The organism is Pseudomonas sp. NPDC077649 (assembly GCF_044542855.1).
Lineage (GTDB): Bacteria > Pseudomonadota > Gammaproteobacteria > Pseudomonadales > Pseudomonadaceae > Aquipseudomonas.
In genome coordinates this window covers 129,972-156,094 of sequence record NZ_JBITVF010000004.1, presented here as the reverse complement: position 1 = coordinate 156,094, position 26,123 = coordinate 129,972, and the positions used below count along the sequence as shown (strand labels likewise).

23 protein-coding genes and 2 tRNA genes are annotated in these 26,123 nt (G+C 64.7%); 13 read left to right on the top strand and 12 right to left on the bottom strand.

The genetic code is table 11. The features are described from left to right. Window positions 1-24 precede the first annotated feature (24 nt). The 8 genes from ACIGFL_RS14250 to ACIGFL_RS14215 all read right to left on the bottom strand — a co-directional run bounded on the left by ACIGFL_RS14250 (window position 25) and on the right by ACIGFL_RS14215 (window position 6,241). The gene (locus ACIGFL_RS14250; protein ID WP_397497610.1) at window positions 25-780 is read right to left on the bottom strand and encodes a substrate-binding periplasmic protein; all 756 of its coding nucleotides are present in this window, start codon (window positions 778-780) and stop codon (window positions 25-27) included. Window positions 781-875: 95 nt separating this feature from the next. After that, a complete protein-coding gene (locus ACIGFL_RS14245; RefSeq protein WP_397497609.1) occupies window positions 876-1,610 on the bottom strand; it encodes a substrate-binding periplasmic protein in 735 nt (244 codons plus the stop codon). Between the two features lie 160 nt (window positions 1,611-1,770). Continuing rightward, a complete protein-coding gene (gene hisF, locus ACIGFL_RS14240; protein ID WP_004374000.1) occupies window positions 1,771-2,541 on the bottom strand; it encodes an imidazole glycerol phosphate synthase subunit HisF in 771 nt (256 codons plus the stop codon). 76 nt (window positions 2,542-2,617) lie between these two features. After that, the gene (hisA, locus tag ACIGFL_RS14235) at window positions 2,618-3,355 is read right to left on the bottom strand and encodes a 1-(5-phosphoribosyl)-5-[(5-phosphoribosylamino)methylideneamino]imidazole-4-carboxamide isomerase (protein WP_012020037.1); all 738 of its coding nucleotides are present in this window, start codon (window positions 3,353-3,355) and stop codon (window positions 2,618-2,620) included. Between the two features lie 37 nt (window positions 3,356-3,392). Then, window positions 3,393-3,647 (bottom strand): DUF2164 domain-containing protein, encoded by a 255-nt coding sequence (locus ACIGFL_RS14230; protein WP_397497608.1) that lies wholly within the window; start codon window positions 3,645-3,647, stop codon window positions 3,393-3,395. Beyond that, window positions 3,647-4,285 (bottom strand): imidazole glycerol phosphate synthase subunit HisH, encoded by a 639-nt coding sequence (gene hisH, locus ACIGFL_RS14225; RefSeq protein ID WP_397497607.1) that lies wholly within the window; start codon window positions 4,283-4,285, stop codon window positions 3,647-3,649. The genes ACIGFL_RS14230 and hisH overlap by 1 nt, the downstream gene beginning before the upstream one ends. Continuing rightward, window positions 4,286-4,879, bottom strand: coding sequence for an imidazoleglycerol-phosphate dehydratase HisB (gene hisB / locus ACIGFL_RS14220; RefSeq protein WP_021443389.1), 594 nt, complete (start codon window positions 4,877-4,879; stop codon window positions 4,286-4,288). A gap of 141 nt (window positions 4,880-5,020) precedes the next feature. Further along, window positions 5,021-6,241 carry a sterol desaturase family protein gene (locus ACIGFL_RS14215; RefSeq protein ID WP_397497606.1) on the bottom strand — a complete coding sequence of 407 codons (1,221 nt, stop codon included), beginning with the start codon at window positions 6,239-6,241 and terminating at the stop codon, window positions 5,021-5,023. A gap of 94 nt (window positions 6,242-6,335) precedes the next feature. On the opposite strand from ACIGFL_RS14215, the gene ACIGFL_RS14210 reads away from it, so the two are divergent. The 5 genes from ACIGFL_RS14210 (at window position 6,336) to ACIGFL_RS14190 (ending at window position 11,342) form a co-directional block, all read left to right on the top strand. Continuing rightward, the gene (locus ACIGFL_RS14210) at window positions 6,336-7,433 is read left to right on the top strand and encodes an NAD(P)/FAD-dependent oxidoreductase (RefSeq protein WP_397497605.1); all 1,098 of its coding nucleotides are present in this window, start codon (window positions 6,336-6,338) and stop codon (window positions 7,431-7,433) included. 85 nt (window positions 7,434-7,518) lie between these two features. Continuing rightward, window positions 7,519-9,744, top strand: a complete 2,226-nt coding sequence (locus tag ACIGFL_RS14205; protein WP_397497604.1) for an AsmA family protein — start codon at window positions 7,519-7,521, stop codon at window positions 9,742-9,744. Further along, complete coding sequence (mutY, locus tag ACIGFL_RS14200; protein WP_397497603.1) at window positions 9,741-10,808, top strand: A/G-specific adenine glycosylase; 1,068 nt, start codon at window positions 9,741-9,743, stop codon at window positions 10,806-10,808. Before ACIGFL_RS14205 ends, mutY begins: the two co-directional genes overlap by 4 nt. Beyond that, the gene (locus tag ACIGFL_RS14195; protein WP_397497602.1) at window positions 10,805-11,077 is read left to right on the top strand and encodes an oxidative damage protection protein; all 273 of its coding nucleotides are present in this window, start codon (window positions 10,805-10,807) and stop codon (window positions 11,075-11,077) included. The genes mutY and ACIGFL_RS14195 overlap by 4 nt, the downstream gene beginning before the upstream one ends. Window positions 11,078-11,266: 189 nt before the next feature. Next, a tRNA-Phe gene (locus ACIGFL_RS14190) sits at window positions 11,267-11,342 on the top strand. A gap of 119 nt (window positions 11,343-11,461) precedes the next feature. Here the strand turns inward: ACIGFL_RS14190 and ACIGFL_RS14185 are convergent. Genes ACIGFL_RS14185 through ACIGFL_RS14170 form a run of 4 tightly spaced genes read right to left on the bottom strand, consistent with a single transcriptional unit; the run spans window position 11,462 to window position 18,918 of the window. After that, a complete protein-coding gene (locus tag ACIGFL_RS14185; RefSeq protein ID WP_397497601.1) occupies window positions 11,462-12,373 on the bottom strand; it encodes a restriction endonuclease in 912 nt (303 codons plus the stop codon). Window positions 12,374-12,401: 28 nt separating this feature from the next. Further along, the gene (locus tag ACIGFL_RS14180; protein WP_397497600.1) at window positions 12,402-15,587 is read right to left on the bottom strand and encodes a type I restriction endonuclease subunit R; all 3,186 of its coding nucleotides are present in this window, start codon (window positions 15,585-15,587) and stop codon (window positions 12,402-12,404) included. Beyond that, window positions 15,587-16,939, bottom strand: a complete 1,353-nt coding sequence (locus ACIGFL_RS14175) for a restriction endonuclease subunit S (RefSeq protein ID WP_397497599.1) — start codon at window positions 16,937-16,939, stop codon at window positions 15,587-15,589. The genes ACIGFL_RS14180 and ACIGFL_RS14175 overlap by 1 nt, the downstream gene beginning before the upstream one ends. Continuing rightward, window positions 16,936-18,918, bottom strand: a complete 1,983-nt coding sequence (locus tag ACIGFL_RS14170) for an N-6 DNA methylase (protein ID WP_397497598.1) — start codon at window positions 18,916-18,918, stop codon at window positions 16,936-16,938. The genes ACIGFL_RS14175 and ACIGFL_RS14170 overlap by 4 nt, the downstream gene beginning before the upstream one ends. Before the next feature lie 489 nt (window positions 18,919-19,407). Between ACIGFL_RS14170 and ACIGFL_RS14165 the strand changes: the two genes are divergently transcribed. The 8 genes from ACIGFL_RS14165 (at window position 19,408) to rfbA (ending at window position 26,121) form a co-directional block, all read left to right on the top strand. Then, the gene (locus tag ACIGFL_RS14165; protein ID WP_108232911.1) at window positions 19,408-20,181 is read left to right on the top strand and encodes an ABC transporter ATP-binding protein; all 774 of its coding nucleotides are present in this window, start codon (window positions 19,408-19,410) and stop codon (window positions 20,179-20,181) included. A gap of 15 nt (window positions 20,182-20,196) precedes the next feature. Beyond that, window positions 20,197-20,949: an ABC transporter substrate-binding protein gene (locus tag ACIGFL_RS14160; protein WP_397497597.1), complete on the top strand. Its 753-nt coding sequence runs from the start codon at window positions 20,197-20,199 to the stop codon at window positions 20,947-20,949. Window positions 20,950-21,002: 53 nt separating this feature from the next. Then, the gene (locus ACIGFL_RS14155) at window positions 21,003-21,695 is read left to right on the top strand and encodes an ABC transporter permease (RefSeq protein WP_397497596.1); all 693 of its coding nucleotides are present in this window, start codon (window positions 21,003-21,005) and stop codon (window positions 21,693-21,695) included. Beyond that, complete coding sequence (locus tag ACIGFL_RS14150) at window positions 21,695-22,384, top strand: ABC transporter permease (protein WP_397487037.1); 690 nt, start codon at window positions 21,695-21,697, stop codon at window positions 22,382-22,384. Before ACIGFL_RS14155 ends, ACIGFL_RS14150 begins: the two co-directional genes overlap by 1 nt. A gap of 80 nt (window positions 22,385-22,464) precedes the next feature. Beyond that, window positions 22,465-23,679 carry a methyltransferase gene (locus ACIGFL_RS14145; RefSeq protein ID WP_397497595.1) on the top strand — a complete coding sequence of 405 codons (1,215 nt, stop codon included), beginning with the start codon at window positions 22,465-22,467 and terminating at the stop codon, window positions 23,677-23,679. A gap of 292 nt (window positions 23,680-23,971) precedes the next feature. Further along, window positions 23,972-24,047 (top strand) — tRNA-Thr (locus ACIGFL_RS14140). 133 nt (window positions 24,048-24,180) lie between these two features. Then, entirely contained in the window at window positions 24,181-25,242 is a 1,062-nt protein-coding gene (gene rfbB / locus ACIGFL_RS14135; protein ID WP_397497594.1) for a dTDP-glucose 4,6-dehydratase, read from the top strand. Window positions 25,243-25,254: 12 nt separating this feature from the next. After that, complete coding sequence (gene rfbA / locus ACIGFL_RS14130) at window positions 25,255-26,121, top strand: glucose-1-phosphate thymidylyltransferase RfbA (RefSeq protein ID WP_397497593.1); 867 nt, start codon at window positions 25,255-25,257, stop codon at window positions 26,119-26,121. Window positions 26,122-26,123: the final 2 nt, after the last annotated feature.

Genomic DNA, 26,123 nt, shown 5'->3' with positions numbered 1-26,123 from the left:
CGGCTTTTGGCCGGTCGCAGGGTCTTACAGGTAGCTATTGAGGATATCGTCGACGAAGCCCTCGGCGCGCATCTGGTCCAGCGCGGCCTGCAGCTTGGCGACTATCTCGTCGGGCATTTCCTTGTTCAGCGCCAGGTACAGCTCTGCGCTGTCGAAGCGCAGCACCGTCTTCAGCCCGGAGATGCCTTCCTGCTTGGCCAGGTAGCGCCCGGCCGGATCGCCGGTGGCCCACAGATCGATCTGCCCGGCCATCAGCTTCTTGGCGTTCTCCTGATCACGCAGCGCGGTCAGCGGCTGCAGGCCCTTCTCCACCAAGTGCTCGGCGATGGCGTCGCCCTTGTAGGCGCCGACCTTGTATTGCTTGGCTTCATCCAGGTTGTTCAGGCTTATCGGGCTGTCGCCCTTGGCCAGCATCACCCAGTCGTCCGGGCCGATCGGGCCGACCCACTTGAACAGCTGCTCGCGCTCGGGCAGACGAGCAGTGACGAACACGCCGTAGCCGGGTTTCTCCAGCGCCAGCTTGTAGATGCGATCCCAGGGGAAGCGCAGGGTCAGGCTGTACTTGACCCCGGCACGCTTGAACATCTCCCTGACGATATCCACGGCGATGCCGTCGATATTGTCTTCCTGGGCGAAGTTCTTGCCGTTGATGGCCATGTTGTAGGGCGGGAAATTCTCGGTCAGCAGCACCACGCTGTAGTCCGGGTCCACTTCGGCGCGCGCGGCAGCAGTCAGCACCACAAGGGTGCCGCCAAGCGCGAGGAGCAGGCGTTTGAACATAGATCTTCTCGTTCTTCTGAAAAGGCAGACCCCGCCAGAATAACCAGCACTTATGCCGCAGCACAGTGCCGGCGTGACAATCCTGGCAAATTGCCTCAATACCGGGCCTCGATGGCCTGCAGCACACCCTCGGCGCGCAGGGCGTCCAGAGCCGTCTGCAACTTCTGCACCAGCTCGTCGGGGGTCTGCCTGTTCAGTGCCAGGTAGAGCTCGGCGGTATGCAGGCGCTGCACCACCCTGAGGTTGTCGATGCCCTCCTGGCGGGCCATGTAGCGCCCCGCCTGGTCGGAGGTGACCCACAGGTCGATCTGCCCCTTGTCCAGTTTCCGGACGTTCTCGTTGTCGCGCAGCGTGGTCTGCACGCTCAGGCCGCGGTCGAGGAGGAACTGGGTCTTGGCGTCGCCCTTGTAGCCGCCGATGCGGTAACGCGCGGCGTCCTGCAGGTTGGCCAGTTGGATCGGGCTGTCGCCCCTGGCCAGCAGCACCCAGTGATTGGTGGCGATGGGGCCGACCCACTTGAACAGCGCCTCGCGCTCCTGGGTGCGCGCGGTGGAGAACAGGCCGTAGCCGCCGTCCTCGAGGGTCTGCTGGTAGACCCGCTGCCAGGGGAAGCGCAGGATCTGCTGGCACTCGACCTCGGCGCGCTGGCACACCGCGCGCAGGATATCGGCACTGATGCCGCTGACCCCCTCGCCCTTGGCGAAGTTGCTGCCGTTGACCGACATGTTGAAGGGCGCCAGGTTCTCGGTGAGCAGCACCAGCGCCTCGGCGCGCGCCAGACTGGCGCCGCAGAACAGGAAAACAACGGCAAATAGCCGGAAAGCGGACATAGGGACTCCGTGTCGGGAAAGTTCGGGATGCAGGGCGCGCAGCCGCACCGGGCGGCGGCCGGAGGGCCTGGGCGCAGGGGCGCCATGCTAGCGCCATCGATGGCATTGTGCCGTCGACTCGCCCGCAGCTTTGGCCGGCAGAACGCCGGCCAGCAGAGGGTCAGCGCACGACGATGCCGCGGCTGGCCAGATAGGCCTTGGCTTCCGGCACTGTGTATTCGCCGAAGTGGAAGATGCTCGCCGCCAGCACGGCGTCGGCCTTGCCTTCGAGGATGCCGTCGGCCAGGTGCTGCAGGTTGCCGACGCCGCCGGAGGCGATCACCGGCACCCGCACCGCCTCGCTGATGGCGCGGGTCACGCCGAGGTCGTAACCGCTCTTGACGCCGTCCTGATCCATGCTGGTGAGCAGGATCTCGCCGGCGCCCAGGCCTTCCATCTTGCGCGCCCACTCCACCGCATCCAGACCGGTGGGCTTGCGCCCGCCGTGGGTGAAGATTTCCCAGCGGCCCGGCTCGCCCGGCGCGGAGACGCGCTTGGCGTCGATGGCGACGACTATGCACTGCGAGCCGAAACGCGCCGCCGCTTCGCCGACGAACTCGGGGTTGAACACCGCGGCGGTGTTGATCGACACCTTGTCGGCGCCGGCATTGAGCAGGTTGCGGATGTCCTGCACGGTGCGCACGCCGCCACCGACGGTGAGCGGGATAAACACCTGGCTGGCCATGCGCTCGACCGTGTGCAGGGTGGTGTCGCGACCGTCGACGCTGGCGGTGATGTCGAGGAAGGTGATCTCGTCGGCGCCCTGCTCGTCGTAGCGGCGGGCGATTTCGACGGGGTCCCCCGCGTCGCGGATATTCTCGAACTTGACGCCCTTGACCACGCGGCCGTTGTCCACGTCGAGGCAGGGGATAATGCGTTTGGCCAGTGCCATGGCGACTTCTCTCGTAGGGTGCGCGGTGCGCACCGGTAACCCGTCAGGGGTGCGCACGGCGCACCCTGCCCAACTCTCAGCCCTTGAAGCTGTCGCAGAAGGCCTGCGCTTCGGCCACGTCCAGGGTGCCCTCGTAGATGGCACGGCCGGTGATGGCGCCGATGATGCCGGGCGAGCGCGCCAGCAGCAGCTTCTCGATATCGCCGAGGTTGTGGATGCCGCCCGACGCGATCACCGGAATCTTGCTGGCGGCGGCCAGCGCGGCGGTGGCTTCGACGTTACAGCCCTGCATCATGCCGTCTTTGGCGATGTCGGTATAAACGATTGCCGAGACGCCATCGGCCTCGAAGCGCTTGGCCAGGTCGGTGGCCTGCACGCTGGAAACCTCGGCCCAGCCGTCGGTGGCGACGAAACCGTCCTTGGCATCCAGGCCGACGATCACCTTGCCGGGGAAGGCCTTGCACGCCTCAGTGACGAACTCGGGCTCTTTCACCGCCTTGGTGCCGATGATCACGTAGCTGACCCCGGCGCGCACGTAGTGCTCGATGGTTTCCAGGGTGCGAATGCCGCCGCCGATCTGGATCGGCAGGTTCGGGTAGCGTTTGGCGATGGCGGTGACCACCTCGCCGTTGACCGGCTGCCCCTCGAAGGCGCCGTTGAGGTCGACCAGGTGCAGCCGACGGCAACCGCCCTCGACCCACTTGGCGGCCATGCTCACCGGGTCATCGGAGAACACCGTGGAGTCTTCCATGCGGCCCTGACGCAGGCGCACGCAGGCGCCGTCCTTCAGATCGATAGCGGGGATAATCAGCATCGGTTGAACCTGCTCAAGTTTGAAAACGGTAAGGCGCTCAGCTCTTCTCGAGCGCCCAGAGGTCGCTCTCGATGCTGTCGAACCTGTCCTTCAGGTGCGCCTGCACGTCGAGAATCGCCTTGTTGTAGTAGTGCGGTGCCAGCTCGCGCGTGATCAGGTCGAGCACTTCCTGCACCTCGAAGGTGCCCAGCTGCAGCTCGAAACGCTGGTCGAGAAAGCGCTGCAACAGCAGCAGCGCGGCCTGCTCCTGGGCAGGCTCCAGCGCCAGGCTCGGCACCTTGGCGCGAACCATTACCAGCGGCCGTCCCAGGCGGCGAAGTTCTGCAGCAGCTGCAGGCCGTGGGTATGGCTCTTCTCCGGGTGGAACTGCACGGCGAAGCGCGAACCCTCGGCCAGCGCGGCGGCGAAGTCCTTGCCGTAGTGACCGCGACCGACCACCTGCTGCGGCTTGCCGGCCTCGATGTAATAGCTGTGCACGAAGTAGAAGCGCGCGTGATCCGGAATGTCGTGCCACAGCGGGTGCTTGACCGTCTGCGCCACCTCGTTCCAGCCCATGTGCGGCACCTTGAGGCGCTCGCCGTCTTCGCTCAGGTCCTTGCCGAAGAAGCGCACCTGGCCGGGGAACAGGCCGATGCAGTCGACGCCGTCGTTCTCCTCACTGCGCTCGAGCAGCGCCTGCATGCCGACGCAGATGCCGAGGAAGGGACGGTCGGCGCTGACCTCGCGCACCAGCTCGTCGAAGCCCAGGCGCCTGATCTCGGCCATGCAGTCGCGGATCGCGCCGACCCCGGGGAACACCACGCGGTCGGCCTCGCGGATCACCTTGGCGTCCGAGGTCACCAGCACGCGGCCGGCGCCGACGTGCTCCAGCGCCTTGGCCACCGAGTGCAGGTTGCCCATGCCATAGTCGATTACGGCTACCGTCTGCATTTACAGGCAGCCCTTGGTCGACGGCATCTGCCCGGCCATGCGCGGGTCCAGCTCCACGGCCATGCGCAACGCGCGGCCGAAGGCCTTGAACACGGTCTCGATCTGGTGGTGGGTGTTGTGCCCACGCAGGTTGTCGATGTGCAGCGACACCAGGGCGTGGTTGACGAAGCCCTGGAAGAATTCCTGGAACAGGTCGACGTCGAAGTTGCCGACCACGGCGCGGGTGAAGGGCACGTGCATCTGCAAGCCGGGACGACCGGAGAAGTCGATCACCACGCGCGACAGTGCCTCGTCCAGCGGCACGTAGGAATGCCCGTAGCGGGTCATGCCCTTCTTGTCGCCGACCGCCTTGGCGAAGGCCTGGCCGAGGGTGATACCGACGTCCTCGACGGTGTGGTGGTCGTCGATATGCAGATCGCCCTTGCACTCGATATCGAGGTCGATCAGGCCATGGCGGGCGATCTGGTCGAGCATGTGCTCGAGAAAGGGCACGCCGATGTCGAAGCGCGCCTTGCCGCTGCCATCCAGGTTGATCGAGACCTTGACCTGGGTCTCCAGGGTGTTGCGCTCGACGAATGCCGTACGTTCGGCCATCACCAGCTCCACAAATTGCCAACGGAAAAAGGCCAGCATTATAGGCGGGCCAGGGGCCGTGCGGCTACCGGCGGCGGTCGGATCGCCAGGCCATGGGCGCGATAGCCGGCCGTGATGCGTCAGCCAGGCGACGCCGCGGGCTCACCCGCCGGATACCGGCACTCGCATCGGCCGCGCCAGCAAGCGCCACAGCCAGCCCAGACTGGCCAGGCCAGCGAGCGCGACCGCCAGCGCCCAGCCCCACTGCCCCGGCGCCAGCCACTGCGCCCAGGCCAGCGCCAACGCGGCCATGGCCAGCTGGCGCGCCAGCTCCAGGCGCCAGAAGGCGCGCCCCTCGAACAGCAGGCCGAGGCTGACGCAGCCGGCGAGGATCAGCCCCGCCAGCAGCCAGGGCTCCCAGAACGCGGCGCGCGCCAGGCTGAGCAGGAAACCCAGGGCCAGCGCGTTGATCAGCAGGAACTGCACCAGGGCGTAGGCCTTGAGTGCGGCCGGGTAGGCGCAGTCGAACTTCTCCGCGCCCATCTTCGGCCAGGGCAGCTGGCGCACGTCGGCCGGGCGCCAGCCGGTGGGCATCCACCACAGGCGCAGGCGATCCCACCAGGAGTGGGTGGCCCGCGCATCGGCCCAGAGCAGACGCCACCAGGAGAACTGCAGATGGATCGGATCGAAGGTGCGCACCGGCGTGGTCACCCCGTAGCGCACCGGCTCGCGCTCCTCGGCGAAGGTGCCGAACAGCTTGTCCCAGAGGATGAACACGCCGCCGTGGTTCTTGTCGATGTAGCAGTCGTTCTGCCCGTGGTGCACGCGATGCAGCGAGGGCGTGACCAGCACCCGCTCCAGCCAGCCGAGGCGGCCGACGTGCTGGCTGTGAATCCAGAACTGATAGCCCAGCTGCACGCCGAGCAGCAGCAGGAACAGCGGCAATGGCAGGCCGAGCAGCGCCAGCGGCAGGTAGAAGGGCCAGTCGAAGGCGGTCTGGAAAGCGCCCTTGCGCAGCGCGGTGGAGAGGTTGAAGTCCTCGCTGGAATGATGCGGCTGGTGCGCGCCCCACAGCAGGTTGTAGCGATGCAGGCTGCGGTGCGCCCAGTAGAAGCACAGGTCCACCGCGACGAAGCCGAGCAGCCAGGTCCAGGGCGAGGCCGCGTCCAGCGTCCACAGCCGCGCGTGCTCGTAGAGCCAGGCATAGGGCAGGATCAGCAGCAGGCGCAACGGCCCCTCCAGCAGCAGGCGCAGCACCGCGGTGTTGACGCTGGTGGCGGCGTCGGCCAGGCGCCAGGTGTGGCGGCCGCTGTGCCGCTCGTAGGCCAGCTCCAGCAGGATCAGCAGGATGTACAGGGGCAAGGCGAGTACCGCGACGTTCATGACCACCTCGTGCTTCTTGTTATGCTGCCAGCCTAATCCGCGAACGCCGCCCGCGCGGCAGCCAAACCCGCCAAACAGCAGCACCGAACACGCCATGCACAGCATCGACACCCTGATCATCGGCGCCGGCGCCCTCGGCCTGGCCTGCGCCGCGCGCCTGGCCGAAGCCGGCCGCGACACGCTGATCCTCGAAGCCGAGGCCCTGATCGGCAGCCACGCCTCCAGCCGCAATTCCGAGGTGATCCACGCCGGCCTCTACTACCCGCCCGACTCGCTCAAGGCCGAGCTGTGCCTGGAGGGCCGCGAGCGCCTGTACGCCTGGTGCGCGCAGCACGGCGTGGCGCAGCGGCGCATCGGCAAGCTGCTGGTGGCGGTGGAAGAAGACGAGATCGCCAAGCTCGACGCCCTCGCGGCCAACGCCGAGGCCTGCGGCGTGGGCGACCTGCAGGCCGTCGACCAGGCCCGCCTGCGCGAGCTGGAACCGGCGCTGCGCGGCGTGCGCGCGCTGCTCTCGCCGAGCACCGGGATCATCGACAGCCACGCCTATCTGCAGTCGCTGCTGGCGGTGGCCGAGAGTCGCGGCGCGCAGCTGATCCTGCACAGCCGCGTCGAGCGCCTGCGCCGCGACGGCGACGCCTGGCTCGCCAGCGGTCACAGCGCCGGCGAGCCGTTCGAGCTGCGCGCGCAACGGGTGGTCAACGCCGGCGGCCCATTCGCCCAGCGCCTCGCGGCCACGCTCGACGGCCTGCCGGTGCCGCCGCTGCATTTGTGCCAGGGCCGCTACTTCGGCTACAGCGGCCGCGCGCCGTTTTCCCGGCTGATCTACCCCATGCCGGAAGCCAACACCGCCGGCCTGGGCATCCACGCCACCCTCGACCTGGCCGGCCAGCTGCGCTTCGGCCCCGACGTGCACTGGCTGGACGCCCTCGACTACCGGGTCGACGAGCGCCTGCGCGCGCCCTTCGCCGCCGCCATCGGTCGCTACTTCCCGGCGCTCGACGCCGCGCGTCTGCAACCCGGCTACGCCGGCGTGCGCGCCAAGCTCAGCGGCCCGGGGGAACCGCCCGCCGACTTCCTGATCCAAACCCCTGCCGATCACCGCCTGCCCGGCCTGGTCAATCTGTTCGGCATCGAGTCGCCGGGGCTGACCGCCAGCCTGGCCATCGCCGAGCGGGTCGCCGCGGCCCTGTAACGCTATACTCGGCGCCCATATCGACGGCCGCCCGCGCCCGACGCGCAGGCCGCCCGCAATCCGTTATCGAAACAAGGACTCGTCCATGAAAGCGCTCGGCAAGATCCTGGGTCTCTTCCTCCTCGGGCTGCTGCTGCTCATAGTGGCGCTGCTGTTCGCCCTGACCCACCTGTTCGACCCCAACGACTACAAGGACGAGATCCGCCAGCTGGCCCGCGACAAGGCCAATCTGGAGCTGCAGCTCAAGGGCGATATCGGCTGGAGCCTGTTCCCCTGGCTGGGCCTGGAGCTGACCGACGCCACCCTGGCCAGCGCCGACACCCCGGAGCAGCCCTTCGCCGACCTGCGCCTGCTCGGCCTGTCGGTGCGGGTGCTGCCGCTGCTGCGCAAGGAAGTGCAGATGAGCGACATCCGCATCGACGGCCTCAACCTCAACCTGCAGCGCGACGCCAAGGGCCGCGGCAACTGGGAAGGCATAGGCAAGCCGGCGCAGGCCAGCGCAGCGGCGCAAACGCCGAGCGAACAGCCGCCAGCCAGCGACGCCCCCAGCGAGACGAAGACCGACAAGCCCGCCGGCCAGCCGATCAAGCTGGATATCGACAGCCTGACCCTGAGCAACTCGCGCATCGACTACCACGACGCGCAGCAGGACCAGCAATTCACCCTGGAAAACATCGAGCTGAAGACCGGCGCCATCCGCGAGGGCGCGGCCATCCCGCTCAAGCTCGGCGCCTTCTTCGGCACCAACCAGCCGCTGCTGCGCGCGCGCAGCGAGCTGGAGGGCCAGCTGCGCTTCGATCGCGCGCTCAAGCGCTACCAGTTCGAAGACCTCAAGCTGGCAGGCGAAGCCTCGGGCGAGCCGCTCAAGGGCAAGACGCTGAACTTCGCCGCCCAGGGGCAGCTGCTGGTCGACCTGGCGGCCAACGTCGCCGAATGGAACGGCCTGAAACTGTCCGCCAACCAGCTGCGCGCGCTCGGCGAACTGAAACTGCGCGAGCTGGACAAGGACGCCAAGCTGGCCGGTGGCCTGTCCATCGCCGCGCTCAACCTGCGCGAATTCCTCACCGGCATCGGCGTCGAACTGCCGGCCATGCAGGACGCCGACAGCCTCGGCCAGTTCGAACTGGCCAGCCGCCTGAGCGGCTCGACCAAGGGCGTGATGCTGGAAGAACTCAACCTCAAGCTGGACGGCAGCACCTTCACCGGCAGCCTCGGAGTGGCCGACTTCGCCCGCCAGGCGCTGCGCGCCGACCTCAAGGGCGACAAACTCGACCTCGACCGCTACCTGCCGCCGAAAGCCCAGGACAGTGCCGGCGCCGCACGCAAGGCCGAGGTCAAGGACAGCATCGCCGGCGCCGGCAAGGACGGCACCACGCCGCTGCCCAAGGCGCCGACCCAGCAGGCCTGGAGCGACGAGAAGGTGCTACCGGTGGACCAGCTGCGCAAGCTCGACCTGCAACTGGCACTGGGCCTGGGCCAGCTGACCTATGACAAGCAGCAGTTCGAGGATGTCCGCATCAAGGCCAACGGCCGCGGCGGCCTGATCACGGTGGAAGAGCTGCGCGGCAAGCTGCAGGGTGGCAGCTTCGTCAGCAGCGGGCGCATCGATGTGCGTCAGGCCGAGCCGATGCTGAGCCTGGAACAGCGCTTCAGCCGCATGCCGCTGGAGCCGCTGCTGAAGAAGGACGACCAACCCTCGCCGATCAAGGGCCAGCTCGACCTGGACGCCAAGTTCAACAGCCGCGGCAACAGCCAGAAAGCCTGGGTCGAGGCGCTCAATGGCAACGCCAGCTTCGTCCTCAACGACGGCGTGCTGGTCGACGCCAACCTCGAGCAGCAGCTGTGCCGCGGCATCGCCACCCTCAACCGCAAGGTGCCGAGCAACCCGCCGACCGGCAAGGACACGCCGTTCCGCGAACTCAAGGGCAGTCTCAACGTGCGTGACGGCGTCGCCCACAACCCCGATCTCAAGGCGCTGGTACCGGGCCTGGCGGTCAGCGGCAATGGCGATCTCGACCTGCGCGTGCTCGGTCTCGACTACAAGGTCGGCATCACCCTGCAGGGCGACCAGCGCGAGATGCCGGACCCGGCCTGCCAGGTCAACGAGCGCTACGTCGGCATCGAATGGCCGCTGCGCTGCCGCGGTCCGCTGGAGCTGGGCGCCAAGGCCTGCCGTCTGGATCAGGACGGTCTCGGCAAGATCGCCGCACGCCTGGCCGGCAACAAGCTGACCGAGAAGCTGGAAGAGAAACTCGGCGACAAGGTCAGCCCGGAACTGAAAGATGCACTCAAGGGCCTGTTCAACCGATGAGCCCCGAGCAGTTCAACGGCGCCGTGCTGGCCTGGTACGACCAGCACGGGCGCAAGGATCTGCCCTGGCAGCAGAACATCACGCCCTACCGTGTGTGGGTTTCGGAAATCATGCTGCAGCAGACCCAGGTCAGCACCGTGCTCGGCTACTTCGACCGTTTTATGGCCGCGCTGCCCACGGTGCGCGACCTGGCCGAAGCACCGGAAGACGAAGTGCTGCACCTGTGGACGGGCCTGGGCTACTACACCCGCGCGCGCAACCTGCAGAAGACCGCGCAGATCGTCATGCGCGAGCACGGCGGCGAGTTCCCGCGCAGCGTCGAGGCGCTCAGCGAGCTGCCCGGCATCGGCCGCTCCACCGCCGGCGCCATCGCCAGCCTGAGCATGGGTGTGCGTGCGCCTATCCTCGACGGCAACGTCAAGCGCGTGCTGGCGCGCTACGTCGCGCAGGAGGGTTATCCCGGCGAGCCGAAGGTGGCCAAGCAGCTGTGGGATGTGGCCGAGCGCCTCACCCCGCACGCGCGGGTCAACCACTACACCCAGGCGATGATGGACCTCGGCGCCACCCTCTGCACCCGCAGCAAACCCAGCTGCCTGCTGTGCCCGGTGCGCAGCGGCTGCCAGGCGCACCTGCTCGGCCTGGAAATCCGCTACCCGGTGGCCAAGCCGCGCAAAACACTGCCGCAGAAACGCACGCTGATGCCGCTGCTGGTCAACGCTGCCGGTGACATCCTGCTCTATCGCCGCCCCTCCACCGGGCTGTGGGGCGGGCTGTGGAGCCTGCCAGAGCTGGACGACCTCGAACAGCTCGACGCCCTCGGCCAGCAGCAACAGCTCGAGCTTGGCCAACGCCGAGAACTGGAAGGCCTGACCCACACCTTCAGCCACTTCCAACTGGCCATCGAACCCTGGCTGGTGCAGGTGACCGAGCAGCCGAGTCGCGTGACCGAGGGCGACTGGCTCTGGTATAACCTCGCCACCCCGCCGCGCCTGGGCCTCGCCGCCCCGGTGAAGAAGCTGCTCAAGCGCGCGGCGCAAGTCATCAATGCTGGAGAACCGACATGACCCGCACCGTGCTGTGCCGCAAATACAAAGAGCAACTGCCCGGCCTGGATCGCGCGCCCTACCCCGGCCCCAAGGGTGAAGACATCTTCAATAACGTGTCCAAACAGGCCTGGGACGAGTGGCAAAAACACCAGACCATGCTGATCAACGAACGCCGGCTGAACATGATGAACGCCGAGGACCGCAAGTTCCTCCAGACCGAGATGGACAAGTTCCTCTCCGGTGAGGAATACGCCCAGGCCGAAGGCTACGTGCCGCCGAGCGAATGAAGCACCCCGTGGGAGGGGCTTTAGCCGCGACAGAGTGCTGGTAACCCTGCATGCCAGCCACCAGGCGCTCAAGCGCGGTGCGCACGGCGCACCCTACCCGCCACGAACCTAAGCGCCCGAAATAATTAAATATTTTTCAAACCCGCGCTTGACACCGATCCTTCAAATCCGTCTAATAGCGCCCCGTTGGCCCAGGTAGCTCAGTTGGTAGAGCAGGGGATTGAAAATCCCCGTGTCGGCGGTTCGATTCCGTCCCTGGGCACCATATACAGCAATCAGATGGTTTAAGTACTTTCTGAAGGCAATAAGAAACCGGCCGCTGAGCCGGTTTTTTATTGCCTGAACTTTCGTTTGAAGCGAACTAAACCAGCCGCCCCATCACAATCACTCTTCGGCGAAATAGTCGCTGTCGAGCTGCTTCACCTCGTACACCTGCTTGACGCTCACCCCCAGGTTGTTCTCCACCATCAGGCGCGCCAGCTCCACGCCGTCGATCAGCACCACCTTGATATCCAGCCCCAGCGCCGCCTCGCGGGCGCCTGTGGAGAAGTCTGAGGTGGTGATGAAAACGCCCTTGCGCGCCCTCTGCCGGGTCAATGCGCCGATGAATTTGTCGATTTCGGGCCGATGTACCGTATTGGACCAGCGCTTGGCCTGCAGATAGATCACGTCGAGGCCGAGCTTGTCTTCCTTGATGATGCCGTCGATTCCGTCGTCGTTGGTGGCCTGGGTCGCCTTGCCGGCCTCCTTGCGCGAGCCGCCGTAACCCATGGCCAACATTAGATCGACCACCAGTTGCTCGAAGAAGCTCGGCGTCGCTGCCCGCACCTGCGCTAGCAGCTCATCAGCCAGCGACTGCACAAGAGCCTGATGGGCCTCGGCCAGCTGCTCATCCGGCGTCGTTTCGGCGGCATCGAGCGCCACCATTGCCGGCGCATCAACCGCGTGTGGCTTGACGGTATGGAAGTCGGCGAACTCGGGGAACTGCTTCAACCAGCCCACGGTGATGCGCTGTGGACCGCTGGCCAGGGCGTCACGGCCGCGCGCAGTGATCTGCACCATGCCCTTGGCCGGAATGCACAGCAGGCCAGCCTTATTCAGGTAGGTTCGCGCCCAGCCCACACGATTGTTGATCACGGTCTGGTGGCCGGACGGCAGGCGCTCCTTGCGCTCTTCCTCGCTCAGCTGGAATTGATCGGCAACACGCTCGCGCAGCTCGTTGAGCGGCAGTGGCGCACCGTCCTGCACGGTGGCCAGCACGGGGCGCATCACGCTCTGAAAATCCGGAATCGCCATCTCTACTCCCTCTCCCTGTTGTCAGCGCTCATACGCCGCGCAAGCTGCTCTCATCGAGCCCCGCCCGCTGCGTCAGCATCTTCAAGATCACCAACGCAAAAGCCCGGCTCTTGGTCTCGTTATCCAGCACTTCCAGCGACAGCTTCTCGTGGTCAGTCATGGCATCGAGCACGGTGTCGAGTACGCGCTTGGGGAACAGGCCGTGCATCACTTGCTCGACCGAGTGGTTGTTGACCTGAGCCATCACATCCTCCTGCCGACTGATGCGATTGGCGATGCCGGTGAGGAACTGCAGCTGGTCTTCATCGCTGACTTCCGCGCCGAAGATGTCGTTCAGCGCCTCGATGATTTCCGATAGCCGCTTCTTCTCCGGATCATGGGGCTTGCCGCTGCCCAGCCCGGTGGCCGGATCGAGGCCGTAGTCGCCTTGCTCCTCGCTCAAGCGCAGCTGGTGCTCGGCACGCTTGGTCAGGCGGTAGTGGGTCAATTGCAGTTCGCCCACGTCCACGCCTTCCTGCTCCAGGCGATCCACGCGTAGCAGCGGGTGCAGGTGCTTGGCGTATACGCACAGCTGCTCCAGCTCGCGATCCTCGTAGGGGATGATCTGCGAGAGGAACTCGTACAGGCGCACGAAGCTCTGCAGGTTCTTCTTGAACAGGTCGAGCTGATCCACCTGCTCGCCGGCTTCCTTCACGGCCGCCTCGGCCTTTTTCAAGCCGGCGCTGTCGCCGTTCTGCTCGGCGGTGCGCTTGAAGTCCAACGCCTGCTGGCGTGACTCCCGGGCCAGCTTGTAGCGCTTGCCGAAGCGCTCCTTGGCCGGCGCGCAGTAGTAGCTGAGTTTGCTGGCGGCTGCCTTGGGATCGAAGAAGGCCAGCGCGAAAGCCGTCACCTCCTCCCAGTGGTAGATGCCCTCGGCATCCAGCTTCTTCTGCAGGTCATAGATGAGCTGCGGGTCGGTCACGTCGGTCAGCTCGGCCTTGGTGTAGTACGGCAGAAAGGCATCGAGAATGTCCTGGGCGTCGTTAAAGAAGTCGAGGATGAAGGTCGGCTTGCTGTCGCCGAAGGTGCGGTTCAGGCGCGACAGGGTTTGCACGCAGTCCACGCCCTGCAGCTTCTTGTCCACGTACATGGCGCACAGCTTGGGCTGATCGAAGCCGGTCTGGTACTTGTTGGCGGCGATCATCACGTTGAAGTCCTGGGTGTCGAAGGCTTCCGCCAGATCGCGCCCGTTCAGGCCGGGGTTGAGCAGGCTGCTGCTTTCCGTCACCTCTTCGGGGATCACCCCGTCCGGCAACACGCTGCCGGAGAAGGCCACCAGCGGGTGCACATCGGCGTAGCCCATCTGCTTCACATAGGCCTGCACCGCCAACTGGTAGCGCACCGCCTCCTGCCGACTGCTGGTGACCACCATGGCCTTGGCCTGGCCGCCCAGCAGGTGGCGGATATTGGCGCGGAAGTGCTCGACGATCACCTCCACTTTCTGACTGATGTTGTATGGATGCAGGCGCACCCAGCGCGCCAGCTTCATGCGCGCCTTTTTCGAGTCCACTTCCTCGTCGTCGCCGTCCGGGTGGGCGATCTTCCAGGCGGTGCTGTAGGTGGTGTAGTTCTGCAGCACATCGAGGATGAAGCCTTCCTCGATGGCCTGGCGCATGGAGTACAGGTGGAACGCCTCGGGCTTGTTGTCGGCGCTCGCTGGCAGCGCCGGGTTGGCCTGGCGACCGAACAGCTCCAGAGTCTTGGCCTTGGGTGTGGCGGTAAAGGCGTAGTAGCTGATGCTCTCGTTGGGCGCGCGGGCGGCCACGGCGGCATCCAGCAGCTCTTCGGCGCTGATCTCTTCAGCATCCGGGGCATCGCTGCCGAGAATCTGCTTGAGCTTGCTGGCCGATGAGCCGGTCTGCGAGGAATGCGCCTCGTCGGCGATCACCGCGTAGCGACCGCCGGCCAGCTTGGGGTACTTGTCCAGCGCATCGAACAGCGCCGGGAAGGTCTGGATGGTGACGATGATGATGCGCGTCTGCTCGGCCAGCGCCTCGGCCAGTTGTTCGGACTTGCTCTGGTTACCGATATCGCGGGTGATGCACTTGACCACGCCCTGGGCGTGCTCGAACTGGTAGATGGTGTCCTGCAGCTGCTTGTCCAGCACGGTGCGGTCGGTAATCACGATCACCGAGTTGAACAGTCGCTGGCCTTCGGCATCGTAGAGCGAGGCCAGTTGATGCGCCGTCCAGGCAATCGAGTTGGATTTGCCGGAACCGGCACTGTGCTGGATCAGGTAGCGCTTGCCCGGCCCCTCATTGCGGGTGGTCTCGATGAGCGTGTTGACCACTTCCCACTGGTGGTAGCGCGGGAAGATCAGGGTTTCCTTGGTGACGCGGTTGCCGTCGGCATCCTCTTTCACGCTCTTCTGCAGGTGCAGGAAGCGGCCCAGCACCTTGAGCCAGGCATCGGGCTGGAACAGGCGCTGCCACAGGTAGCCGGTGGCGTACTGGCTGTCATCCGGCGCTGGCGGGTTGCCGGCACCGCCGTCGAGGCTGCCGAGGTTGAACGGCAGGAAGAAGGTGTCTTTGCCGGCCAGTTTGGTGGTCATCGCCACCTCATCCTGGCTCACGGCAAAGTGCACCAGCGCGCCGCGCTTGAAGGTCAGCAGCGGCTCGGGCTTGCGCGTCAGCGGGTCTTTCACCGGGCGGTCGTAGCGGTACTGGCGCTTGGCGTTTTCCACCGACTGCTTGAACTGGCTTTTCAGCTCCAGGGTCGCGGTGGGGATGCCGTTGACGAACAGCACCAGATCCAGACGCGGGTTGTACTCGCCCTCGCGGTAGTGAGGGGAATATGACACCTCCGGCACCACACGCAGGCGGTTGCACTGGTAGCGCTTGAGGGTGTCCGGGTTCATGCCGTGGTCGGGCTTGAAGCTGCACACCTCGACCTTCACCTGCGGCACCTTGAAACCATGGCGCAGCACCTCCAGGGTGCCGTCCTGCTCCAGCTCGCGTGCCAGCTTCTGCACCAGCACGCCTTCCGGGTTATTCGGGTTGGCCTTGGCGAACTTGTCCCAACGCTCAGGCCAGGCGTCCTTGAAGTATCCGAGAAAGTCCTCGGTATACAGCGCAGTGCGCCGGTCATAGCCGCTGGCCGGGCCTGTCAGCCAGCCCTGGGCGGTCATGGCAGTGATGATGTCCTGCTGAAATTGCGCTTCCTTGCTGTCTGCCATTACACGGCCTCTGCTACAAGTAATTCGGGGGCTTGGGTGCTGGTCGGTGGCTGCCAGCCGCGCACATCGACCTTGCCGGTGACTGCGGCGGAGATTAGGGCGGAGCGGCGCTCTTGGAGTAGTCCCATGGCATCGGCTGACTCGTTGATTAAGCTATCCAAATTTCGGAGTGTCTTATTCAAATAGTTGGAAATGCGAGCCTGCTCCTCCTGCGGAGGAATCATCATCTGAAAATTGATGATGGTTGATATGTTCACATGAGGCGATGTGGCTCCAACCGTATCGACCTCACCCTGCCCATAAACGGCAATAGAGTTGAGCTGGAACATAAAATATTCAGGGCAAACTTGATCACTCACCCTGAACTGCATCATTCTCTGCCCGAGCGCATATAGATCAGACTCCGGAACCAAGGCCGCATGCCCCCACCTTTCGCCCTCGCGCCCATAAACAACATCATTCATTTCTAAAGATGATCTGCGAGTACGACGCACATATTCATCCTTATCTAAACGATACATTTGCTCGGGTTTTAGAATACCCTGATCAAGATCTGCCGTCCGAATAACAAGGTAATTGCCGTCTGGATTGTAGTTTGGAGTTTCATGAGGGCAATCAACAACGCGATCCGTAATGAACTTCAACTTTGATACACCCCAATGTGCAGGCACTTCGCCCAGCCACTCCACCCCGGAGTCTTTCATCGGCACCGTAGGGTCGAGGCCTTTGGTGACCGCGTGTGAGATAACGGCCTGGCGCTTTTCCTTGAGCAGTTCGATCAGGCGCTGCTGCTCTTCGATCAGCGCGTCAATGCGGGCGGTTTCGTGGTCGAGGAAGCGGGCGATTTGGGTTTGTTCTTGAAATGAGGGCAGCAATACAGACATGCGCGAGTGTTGCTGCGGCTCCAAGTCCCACTGATTTACGCGTATACCCTTCGAGTTTGCTAGATAGCCCGCTATGTACTCATTGCACCGAAAAAGATGATGTAGATATTGAGGCGCTTCTGAATGGCCAGGTGCATAAACATGGTAAGCAGGGCTGACGATTCCTTTGTAGCTAGCTATGCCTACGGAACCTTGCCACGCCTTCATTTTATTAATCACCAAGTCACCAACCTGAACAAGTTGATACGCACCCAAGTCGTCTGAAGGCTTGTTGAAATTGTCATCGCGCGATGCCTTTGGAATGACGCCATAGTCGCGATATACAGATAGCAATTGCTCATCAGGAAAGCCCGTAAGCTTATGCCTCCGAAACAAAGCCCAAAGAGGCTTAATGCTCCACCCTTCAGGAATTTCGCCCAACCAATCAACCCCAGAGTCTTTATACGCCGGATAAGCAGGAAAACTCATGCCGACAACCCTTCAATCATCTGCTTGATGCGGTCGGTGCAGGCCTTCAGGTCGCGGTCGATCTCTTCCAGCGGGCGCGGCGGCTGGAACACGTAGAAGTGGCGGTTGAAGGGAATCTCGAAGCCGACCACGCCGACTTCGCCGTCCTGCTCGTCCGTCTTGCTGGTGTCGATCCAGGCATCCGGCACATGGGGTTTCACTTCGCGCTCGAAGTAGTCGTAGATCGACTCGCCCAGCGGCACGTTTTCGTTGTCGCGCAGGCCGGCATCGGCTTCCGGCTGGCCCTTGACCATGCAGATATCCGCCTCGGGGTCGCGCTCGCTCAAGGCGTTGAGGATGGCCTTCAGCTCGGGCGTGCTGGGCGATAAATCATGGGCGCTGAGGGTCTTCTTCAGCAGCTTGCTGAACTGCTCGCGGTTGCGGTGCAGCAGGCTGGCGTCCATGGCCTGCAGGGCTTCAATCAGGCGCTGGCGAGCTGGAGCTTCCAGCTTATCGATGGCTTTTTCTTCCCGCACTTTTTCGATGCGCTCGGCGCTGGTCTGGAAATTCAAACGCAGCGGACGCTCGACGGTGATGCGCCGATAGCCGAAGGCTTCGACGGGGAAGATCTTGCTCTGCGGGGTTTGCTCGAAGCGGCCATACAGGCGCACCAGATCGTCGATCTGCTCCTCGGTGATGTACTGGCGCTTGCTGCCGAGGGATTTGCGCATCTTGGCAAAGTGCTGGCTGCCATCGATCAACTGCACCTTGCCCTGGCGCACGGCGGCCTTGCGGTTGGAGAGCACCCACACATAGGTGGCGATGCCGGTGTTGTAGAACATGTCGGTGGGCAGGGCGATGATGGCTTCGACCAGATCGTTCTGCAGCAGGTAGCGGCGAATCTCCGACTCGCCCGAACCGGCGCCACCGGTAAACAGCGGCGAGCCGTTGAGGATGATGCCGATGCGCGAGCCACCTTCACGCGGGTCACGCATCTTGCTGACCAGGTGCAGGAGGAACAGCAGCGAGCCATCGGACACACGCGGCAGGCCAGGGCCGAAGCGGCCGTTGAAGCCCTTTTCCGTGTGCTCGTCGGTGATCTGCTTCTGCACCTTCTTCCACTCCACGCCGAACGGCGGGTTGCTGAGCATGAAGTCGAAGCGGTGCTCGGGGCCGGCCAGTTGGTCGTTGGACAGGGTGTTGCCGAGCTTGATGTTCTCGACCTTCTGCCCCTTGATCAGCATGTCCGCCTTGCAGATGGCGTAGGACTCGGGATTGAGCTCCTGGCCATGCAGCGACACGGTGACCTGGTCGCTGATCGACTGAATGTACTCGTCGCCCTCGGAGAGAAAGCCGCCAGTGCCTGCCGTCGGATCGTAGATGGTGACGATGCGGTTGGGCGCCAGCTTGTGATCCTGATCGGTGATCACCAGCGAGGTGGCCAGGTGCACGATATCGCGCGGGGTGAAGTGTTCCCCGGCGGTTTCGTTGGAGCTTTCCGCGAACTTGCGGATCAGTTCTTCGAAGATGATGCCCATGCCGAAGTTGCTGATGCGCTTGGGGCTGAGGTCGGCGGCGGCGAAACGTTGAGTGACCTGGTACAGCAGGTTGGCGCTGGCCAGCTGCTGAACGAAGTCTTCAAAGTGGAAGTGCTCGAAGATCTCGCGGGCGTCCTTGCTGAAAGACTGCACGTAGCTCAGCAGGTCGTCGGCCGTCTGTTTGTCCGAAAGCGTGTCGAGGGTCAGTTTCGAGGCGTTGAAGAACGGTTGACCGGCGGCGCGCAGTAGAAGCATCTCGCGCACATGATCGGGGCGACCTTCCTGTGCATAGGACTCACGGACCACCGCTTCCTTGGTCGGCGCCAGCACACACTCCATCCGCCGCAGCAGGGTGAACGGCAGGATGATGCGACCGTACTGCGACTGCTTGAAGTCACCGCGCAGCAGGTCGGCAATCGACCAGAGAAAGGCGGCGGTCTGGGAATGGTTTTCCGTGTTCACGCAACAACTCCAAATACGCGGAAAAATAAAACCGCAAGACTACCCGCTGGCCTATCGGCCGCCCAGCCTTAAATCCAGCGTAGCGCCTGGGGCTGCCCGCCCCGTAGCCAGCAGCCGAATGACAGCTATCTCGCCTCAAATACGGGGAGCTCAGTGGCAAATACAGGTGACTTACCCTGCAAATACGAGTGACCTCTGAGCAAATTCAGGTGACCTCGGCGTAAATACGAGTGACCTCTCCAAAGCATTGCTCAAAATACGAACAGTACTTGATGACAGGGGCGAGCAGAATGTGAACGAAATAAGTTGATCCCCCCGTTTTGCATCTGCGCGACAACCATCTGCAGCCAGGCGACACCCTGACCATAGAGCAAGCCATAGGCCAGCAAACGGCTTGGCGGTCACGGAAACGCTATGCTAGCTTGGCCGCCAGCCAGGACGGCCCGCAGCACGCCGGAGCGCTTTCGAAGAAGAAGAGGATCACACCCCATGGCCGAGGCGACGCCCGCGCTGGAAATCCGCAACCTGCACAAACGCTACGGCGACCTCGAAGTGCTCAAGGGCATTTCCCTGACGGCCAAAGACGGCGACGTCATCTCCATTCTCGGCTCTTCCGGCTCCGGCAAGTCCACCTTCCTGCGCTGCATCAACCTGCTGGAAAACCCGCATCAGGGGCAGATCTTCGTCGCCGGCGAGGAGCTCAAGCTCAAGGCCGCGAAGAACGGCGACCTGGTCGCCGCCGACAACAAGCAGATCAATCGCCTGCGCAGCGAGATCGGCTTCGTCTTCCAGAATTTCAACCTGTGGCCGCACATGAGCGTGCTCGACAACATCATCGAGGCGCCGCGCCGCGTGCTCGGCCAGAGCAAGGCCGAGGCCATCGAGGTGGCCGAGGCGCTGCTGGCCAAGGTCGGCATCGCCGACAAGCGCCACGTCTACCCCAACCAGCTGTCCGGCGGCCAGCAGCAGCGCGCGGCCATCGCCCGCACCCTGGCCATGCAGCCGAAGGTGATCCTGTTCGACGAGCCCACCTCGGCGCTGGACCCGGAGATGGTACAAGAAGTGCTTAACGTGATCCGCGCGCTCGCCGACGAGGGCCGCACCATGTTGCTGGTCACCCACGAGATGAGCTTCGCCCGCCAGGTGTCCAGCGAGGTGGTGTTCCTCCACCAGGGCCTGGTCGAAGAACAGGGGCCACCGGCTCAGGTATTTGACAACCCGCAATCGGCACGCTGTAAACAATTCATGTCCAGCAATCGCTAACACGGAGCAACATGCATGCAGAACTATAAGAAGATCCTGCTGGCCGCGGCCGCCACCCTGGCCTTCGGCACCAGCGCTGTCGCCGCCGACAAGCTGAAACTCGGTACCGAAGGCGCCTACCCACCCTTCAACCTGATCGACGCCAGCGGCAAGGTCACCGGCTTCGACGTGGAAATCGGCCAGGCGCTGTGCGCCAAGATGCAGGCCGAGTGCGAGGTGGTCACCTCCGACTGGGATGGCATCATCCCGGCGCTGAACGCCAAGAAGTTCGACTTCCTGATCGCCTCGATGTCGATCACCGAGGAGCGCAAGGCGGCGGTGGACTTCACCGAGCCCTACTACACCAACAAGCTGCAGTTCATCGCGCCCAAGTCGGCCGACTTCAAGACCGACGAAGCCAGCCTCAAGGGCAAGGTGATCGGCGCCCAGCGCGCCACCATCGCCGGCACCTGGCTGGAGGACAACCTGGGCAAGGTGGTCGACATCAAGCTCTACGACACCCAGGAGAACGCCTACCTCGACCTGGCCTCCGGTCGCCTCGACGGCGTGCTGGCCGACACCTTCGTCAACTGGGAATGGCTCAAGAGCGACGCCGGCAAGGACTTCGAGTTCAAGGGCGACCCGGTGTTCGACAACGACAAGATCGGCATCGCCGTGCGCAAGGGCGACCCGCTGCGCGAGAAGCTGAACACTGCGCTGCAGGCCATCATCGAAGACGGTACCTACAAGCAGATCAACGACAAGTACTTCCCGTTCAGCATCTACTGATGACCTGACGGCCCTGCGCCGCCAGCAGGCGGCGCAGCGGCCCGAGCCCTCCGATGATTTTCGACCTCCACGGATTCGGCCCCGCCCTGGCCGCCGGCACCCTGATGACCATCCAACTGGCGCTCTCCGCGCTGGCGGTGGGTCTGGTCCTCGGCCTGCTCGGCGCGCTGGCCAAGACTTCGCCGTACAAGCCGCTGCAGTGGCTCGGCGGCAGCTATTCGACCATCGTGCGCGGTGTGCCCGAGTTGCTCTGGGTGCTGCTGATCTATTTCGGCACGGTCAACCTGATGCGCAGCCTGGCCGACCTGCTCGGTGTCGAGAGCCTCGAACTCTCCGCCTTCGCCGCCGGCACCATCGCCCTCGGCCTGTGCTTCGGCGCCTACGCCACCGAGGTGTTCCGCGGCGCCATCCTGGCCATTCCCAAGGGCCACCGCGAAGCGGGCCTGGCCCTCGGCATGTCCAAGGGACGCATCCTCTGGAAGCTGATCCTGCCGCAGATGTGGCGCATCGCCCTGCCCGGCCTGGGCAATCTGTTCATGATCCTGATGAAGGACACCGCGCTGGTCTCGGTGATCGGCCTGGAAGAGATCATGCGCCGCTCGCAGATCGCCGTGACCGCCAGCAAAGAGCCCTTCACCTTCTATATGGTCGCCGCCTTCATCTACCTGGGCCTGACCATTCTCGCCATGATCGGCCTGCATTTCCTCGAGAAGCGCGCCAGTCGCGGCTTCATCCGGAGCGCCTGATGAACTGGGAAGTCATCCTCAAGTGGCTGCCACGCCTGTCCGAAGGCGCGCTGCTGACCCTGGAGCTGGTGGCCATCGCCGTGGTCGCCGGTCTGATCCTCGCCCTGCCCATGGGCATCGCTCGCGCCTCCAAGCACTGGTACGTGCGCGCCCTGCCCTACGGCTACATCTTCTTCTTCCGCGGCACGCCGCTGCTGGTGCAGCTGTTTCTGGTCTACTACGGCCTGGCCCAGTTCGACGCCGTGCGCCAGGGCCCGCTTTGGCCCTATCTGCGCGACCCCTACTGGTGCGCGATCATCACCATGACCCTGCACACCGCCGCCTATATCGCCGAGATCCTGCGCGGCGCCATCCAGGCGGTGCCGCCGGGCGAGGTGGAGGCCGCGCGCGCGCTGGGCATGTCGCGGGCCAAGACCCTGTTCTACATCGTCCTGCCACGCGCCGCGCGCATCGGCCTGCCGGCCTACAGCAACGAGGTGATCCTGATGCTCAAGGCCAGCGCCCTGGCCAGCACCGTGACCCTGCTGGAGCTGACCGGCATGGCGCGCACCATCATCGCCCGCACCTACCTGCCGGTGGAGATCTTCTTCGCCGCCGGGCTGTTCTACCTGGCCATCGCCTTCGTCCTGGTACGCGCTTTCCGCCTGCTGGAACGCTGGCTGCGCGTCGACGCCTGCCAGGGCCGCTGAGCAGCGCCGGGCCGTCGCCCTCGACGGCCCGCCGCGCAAAACCTAGAATCCGCGGCTCCCGGTTCCGCCCGCCGCGCACCATGACCGAGCCCATCCTCTCCACCGAGCAGCTGCTCGCCCGCTTCCAGGCGCTGGACGTCTTTCTCGTCCGTCACCAGGCGCTGTGGCGGCCCAAGCCCTTCGTCCAGCTGCAACTGCCCTGGGAGCGCGAACTGCCGCAACTGGCCGCCTGGCTGCGCACGCGCACGCTGCAGCAGGCCGAAGCCAGCCACGGCAGGCCCTGGGAGTTGGACGCACCGGCGCCCTTCGCCGCACTGGCGGCCCAGGCCAAGGCGCTCGCCGCATTGGGCGAGCTGCCGCAGACGCCAGTCGACGCGCGCCCGGCCCGCCTTGGCGTCGACGTGCCCGGACGCAAGCTGGAGCAGATCCAGGCCTTCGCCAGCCGCCTGCAGTTCGCCACGCCGGCCAGCCACTGGCTCGACTGGTGCGCAGGCAAGGGCCACCTCGGCCGCTGGCTGGCGCATGAGGGCCAGCGTCTGACCTGCCTGGAACACGATCCCGCACTGGTGGCGTCCGGCGCCGCCCTGAGTCACCGCCAGGGCCTGGATGCCCGCCACCTGCAACAGGATGTGCTCGCGGCAAACTGCAGCGAGCGCGTGCTGGCGGAACATACGCCGGTGGCCCTGCACGCCTGCGGCGACCTGCACGTGCGCCTGCTGCAACTGGCCAGCGCGCGTGGCTGCCGACAGCTGGCGGTGGCGCCCTGCTGCTATAACCGCATCGCCACGCCGCACTACCAGCCGCTGTCCACGGCTGCCCAGGGCTCGTCCCTGCAGCTGTCGCGCGACGACCTCGGCCTGCCGCTGAGCGAAACCGTCACCGCCGGCGCCCGCGTGCGCCGCCAGCGCGACCAGTCGATGGCCTGGCGCCTGGCCTTCGACCTGCTGCAGCGCCAGTTGCGCGGCGTCGATCAGTACCTGCCCACCCCGCCGCTGGCCGCCGACTGGCTGGCCAAGCCCTTCGCCCGCTTCTGCCGCGATCTCGCCGCCCTGCGCGGCGTGCCGGCACCCGGCGAGCAGGACTGGGCCGAACTGCAAGCCCGCGGCTGGCAGCGCCTGGCCGAAGTACGCAACCTGGAGCTGCTGCGCCACCTGTTCCGCCGCCCGCTGGAACTCTGGCTGTTGCTCGACCGCGCCCTGTATCTGCAGGAGCAGGGCTACGCGGTGAGACTGGGCAGCTTCTGCGACTACCGGCTGAGCCCGCGCAACCTGCTGCTGCTGGCCGAGCGCGCCTGAGTTGCTCACAGAAGCTGTGGATAACTCTGTTGATGCTTTCTGGGCAAATGCCGCAAGCGCCCTGCCGAATGGCCCCGGAAACGACTGATCATTTCTTGATCAGTATTTTTAGCCCAGTAAAAACAATAACTTGCATAAATCCGTGACGCACCGCACAGAGACCACACACGGGCGTGTCAAGTGCATCGCCATTGTGCATAAGCGAAACCCTGCTGATAGCCGAGCCCGCAACCAAGCACCCCGCACAAGCTTTACTCGCTCTGGCGAATGGATATAATGGCGGCCCTTCCGTGCCGGTATAGCTCAGCTGGTAGAGCAACTGACTTGTAATCAGTAGGTCCCGGGTTCGACTCCTGGTGCCGGCACCACTTAGTATCCTAGGCCTGCATCGATGCAGGCCTTTTTCATTTTTGCAGCGACCAATCTTCTGTAGCTTGCTCGTTACGTTTCCTGGTTCCGCAAGCTCTTATAGCGAAGGCTGCATAACTAGAGGACGAGTACATGCGCATCCTGATCACCGGCGGCGCCGGCTTTATCGGCTCGGCTCTGATCCGTCATCTGCTGCAGCACACCGAGCACCAGGTGCTCAACCTCGACAAGCTGACCTATGCCGGCAACCTGGAATCGCTCGCCGAAGTGGCCGCCAGCCCGCGCTATCGCTTCGTCCAGGCCGATATCGCCGACAGCGCGCAGGTGGCGCAGACCCTGGCCGAATTCCAGCCGGACGCGATCATGCACCTGGCCGCCGAATCCCACGTCGACCGCTCCATCGACGGCCCCGCCGCCTTTATCCAGACCAATATCGTCGGCACCTATGCCCTGCTGGAAAGCACCCGCGCCTACTGGCTCGGCCTGAGCGAGGAGCGCAAGGCGGCCTTCCGCTTCCACCATATTTCCACCGATGAGGTGTACGGCGACCTGCACGGGGTGGACGAGCTGTTCGTCGAAACCACCCCCTACGCGCCCAGCTCGCCCTATTCGGCGAGCAAGGCGGCCTCCGATCACCTGGTGCGCGCCTGGCAACGCACCTACGGCCTGCCGGTGCTGATCACCAACTGCTCGAACAACTACGGCCCCTATCATTTCCCCGAGAAGCTGATCCCGCTGATGATCCTCAATGCCTTGGCGGGCAAGCCGCTGCCGGTGTACGGCAACGGTCAGCAGGTGCGCGACTGGCTCTATGTCGAGGATCATGCGCGCGCGCTGCTCAAGGTGGTCTGCGAAGGCCAGGTCGGCGAGACCTACAACATCGGCGGCCACAACGAGCAGAAGAACCTCGACGTGGTGCAGGCCGTCTGCGCCCTGCTGGAAGAGCTGGCCCCCAGCAAGCCGGCCGGCGTGGATCGCTACGCCGACCTGATCACCTATGTGCAGGACCGTCCTGGGCACGATCTGCGTTACGCCATCGACGCCGGCAAGATCCAGCGCGAGCTGGGCTGGGTGCCGCAGGAAACCTTCGCAAGCGGTCTGCGCAAGACCGTGCAGTGGTACCTGGACAACCTCGACTGGTGCCGCCGCGTGCAGGATGGCAGCTATCAGGGTCAGCGACTCGGCGCACTCTAAGGAGCAGGAACAATGAAAGGCATCATCCTCGCCGGCGGCTCCGGCACCCGGCTGCATCCCATCACCCTCGGCGTGTCCAAGCAGCTGCTGCCGATCTACGACAAGCCGATGATCTACTACCCGCTGTCGGTGCTGATGCTCGCCGGCATCCGCGAGATCCTGATCATCTCCACCCCGGAAGACCTGCCCAACTTCCAGAAGATGCTCGGCGACGGCAGCCCGTTCGGCGTCCACCTGCAGTATGCCGAGCAGCCCTCGCCGGACGGCCTGGCCCAGGCCTTCCTGATCGGCGAATCCTTTATCGGCGACGATTCGGTGTGCCTGATCCTCGGCGACAACATCTTCCACGGCCAGCACTTCACCGAGATGCTGCTGCGTGCCGCCAGCCATGCCAGCGGCGCCACGGTATTCGGCTACTGGGTCAGCGACCCCGAACGCTTCGGCGTGGTGGAGTTCGACGCCACCGGCAACGCCCTGTCGATCGAGGAGAAGCCGGCCCAGCCGAAGTCCAGCTACGCGGTCACCGGCCTGTACTTCTACGACAACGACGTGGTGCGCATCGCCAAGGCGGTGAAGCCCTCGCCACGCGGCGAGCTGGAGATCACCGACGTCAACAACGCCTACCTGGCGCGCGGCGACCTGCGCGTGGAGCGCTTCGGCCGCGGCTTCGCCTGGCTCGACACCGGCACCCACGACAGCCTGCTGGACGCCTCGCAGTACGTGCAGACCATCGAGCACCGCCAGGGCCTGAAGGTCGCCTGCCTCGAGGAGATCGCCTACCAGCACGGCTGGATCGACCGCGAGCAGCTGCTGCGGCGCGCCAAGGCCTTCGGCAAGACCGGTTACGGCCAATACCTGTACAAGCTGGCGGAGGAATGAAC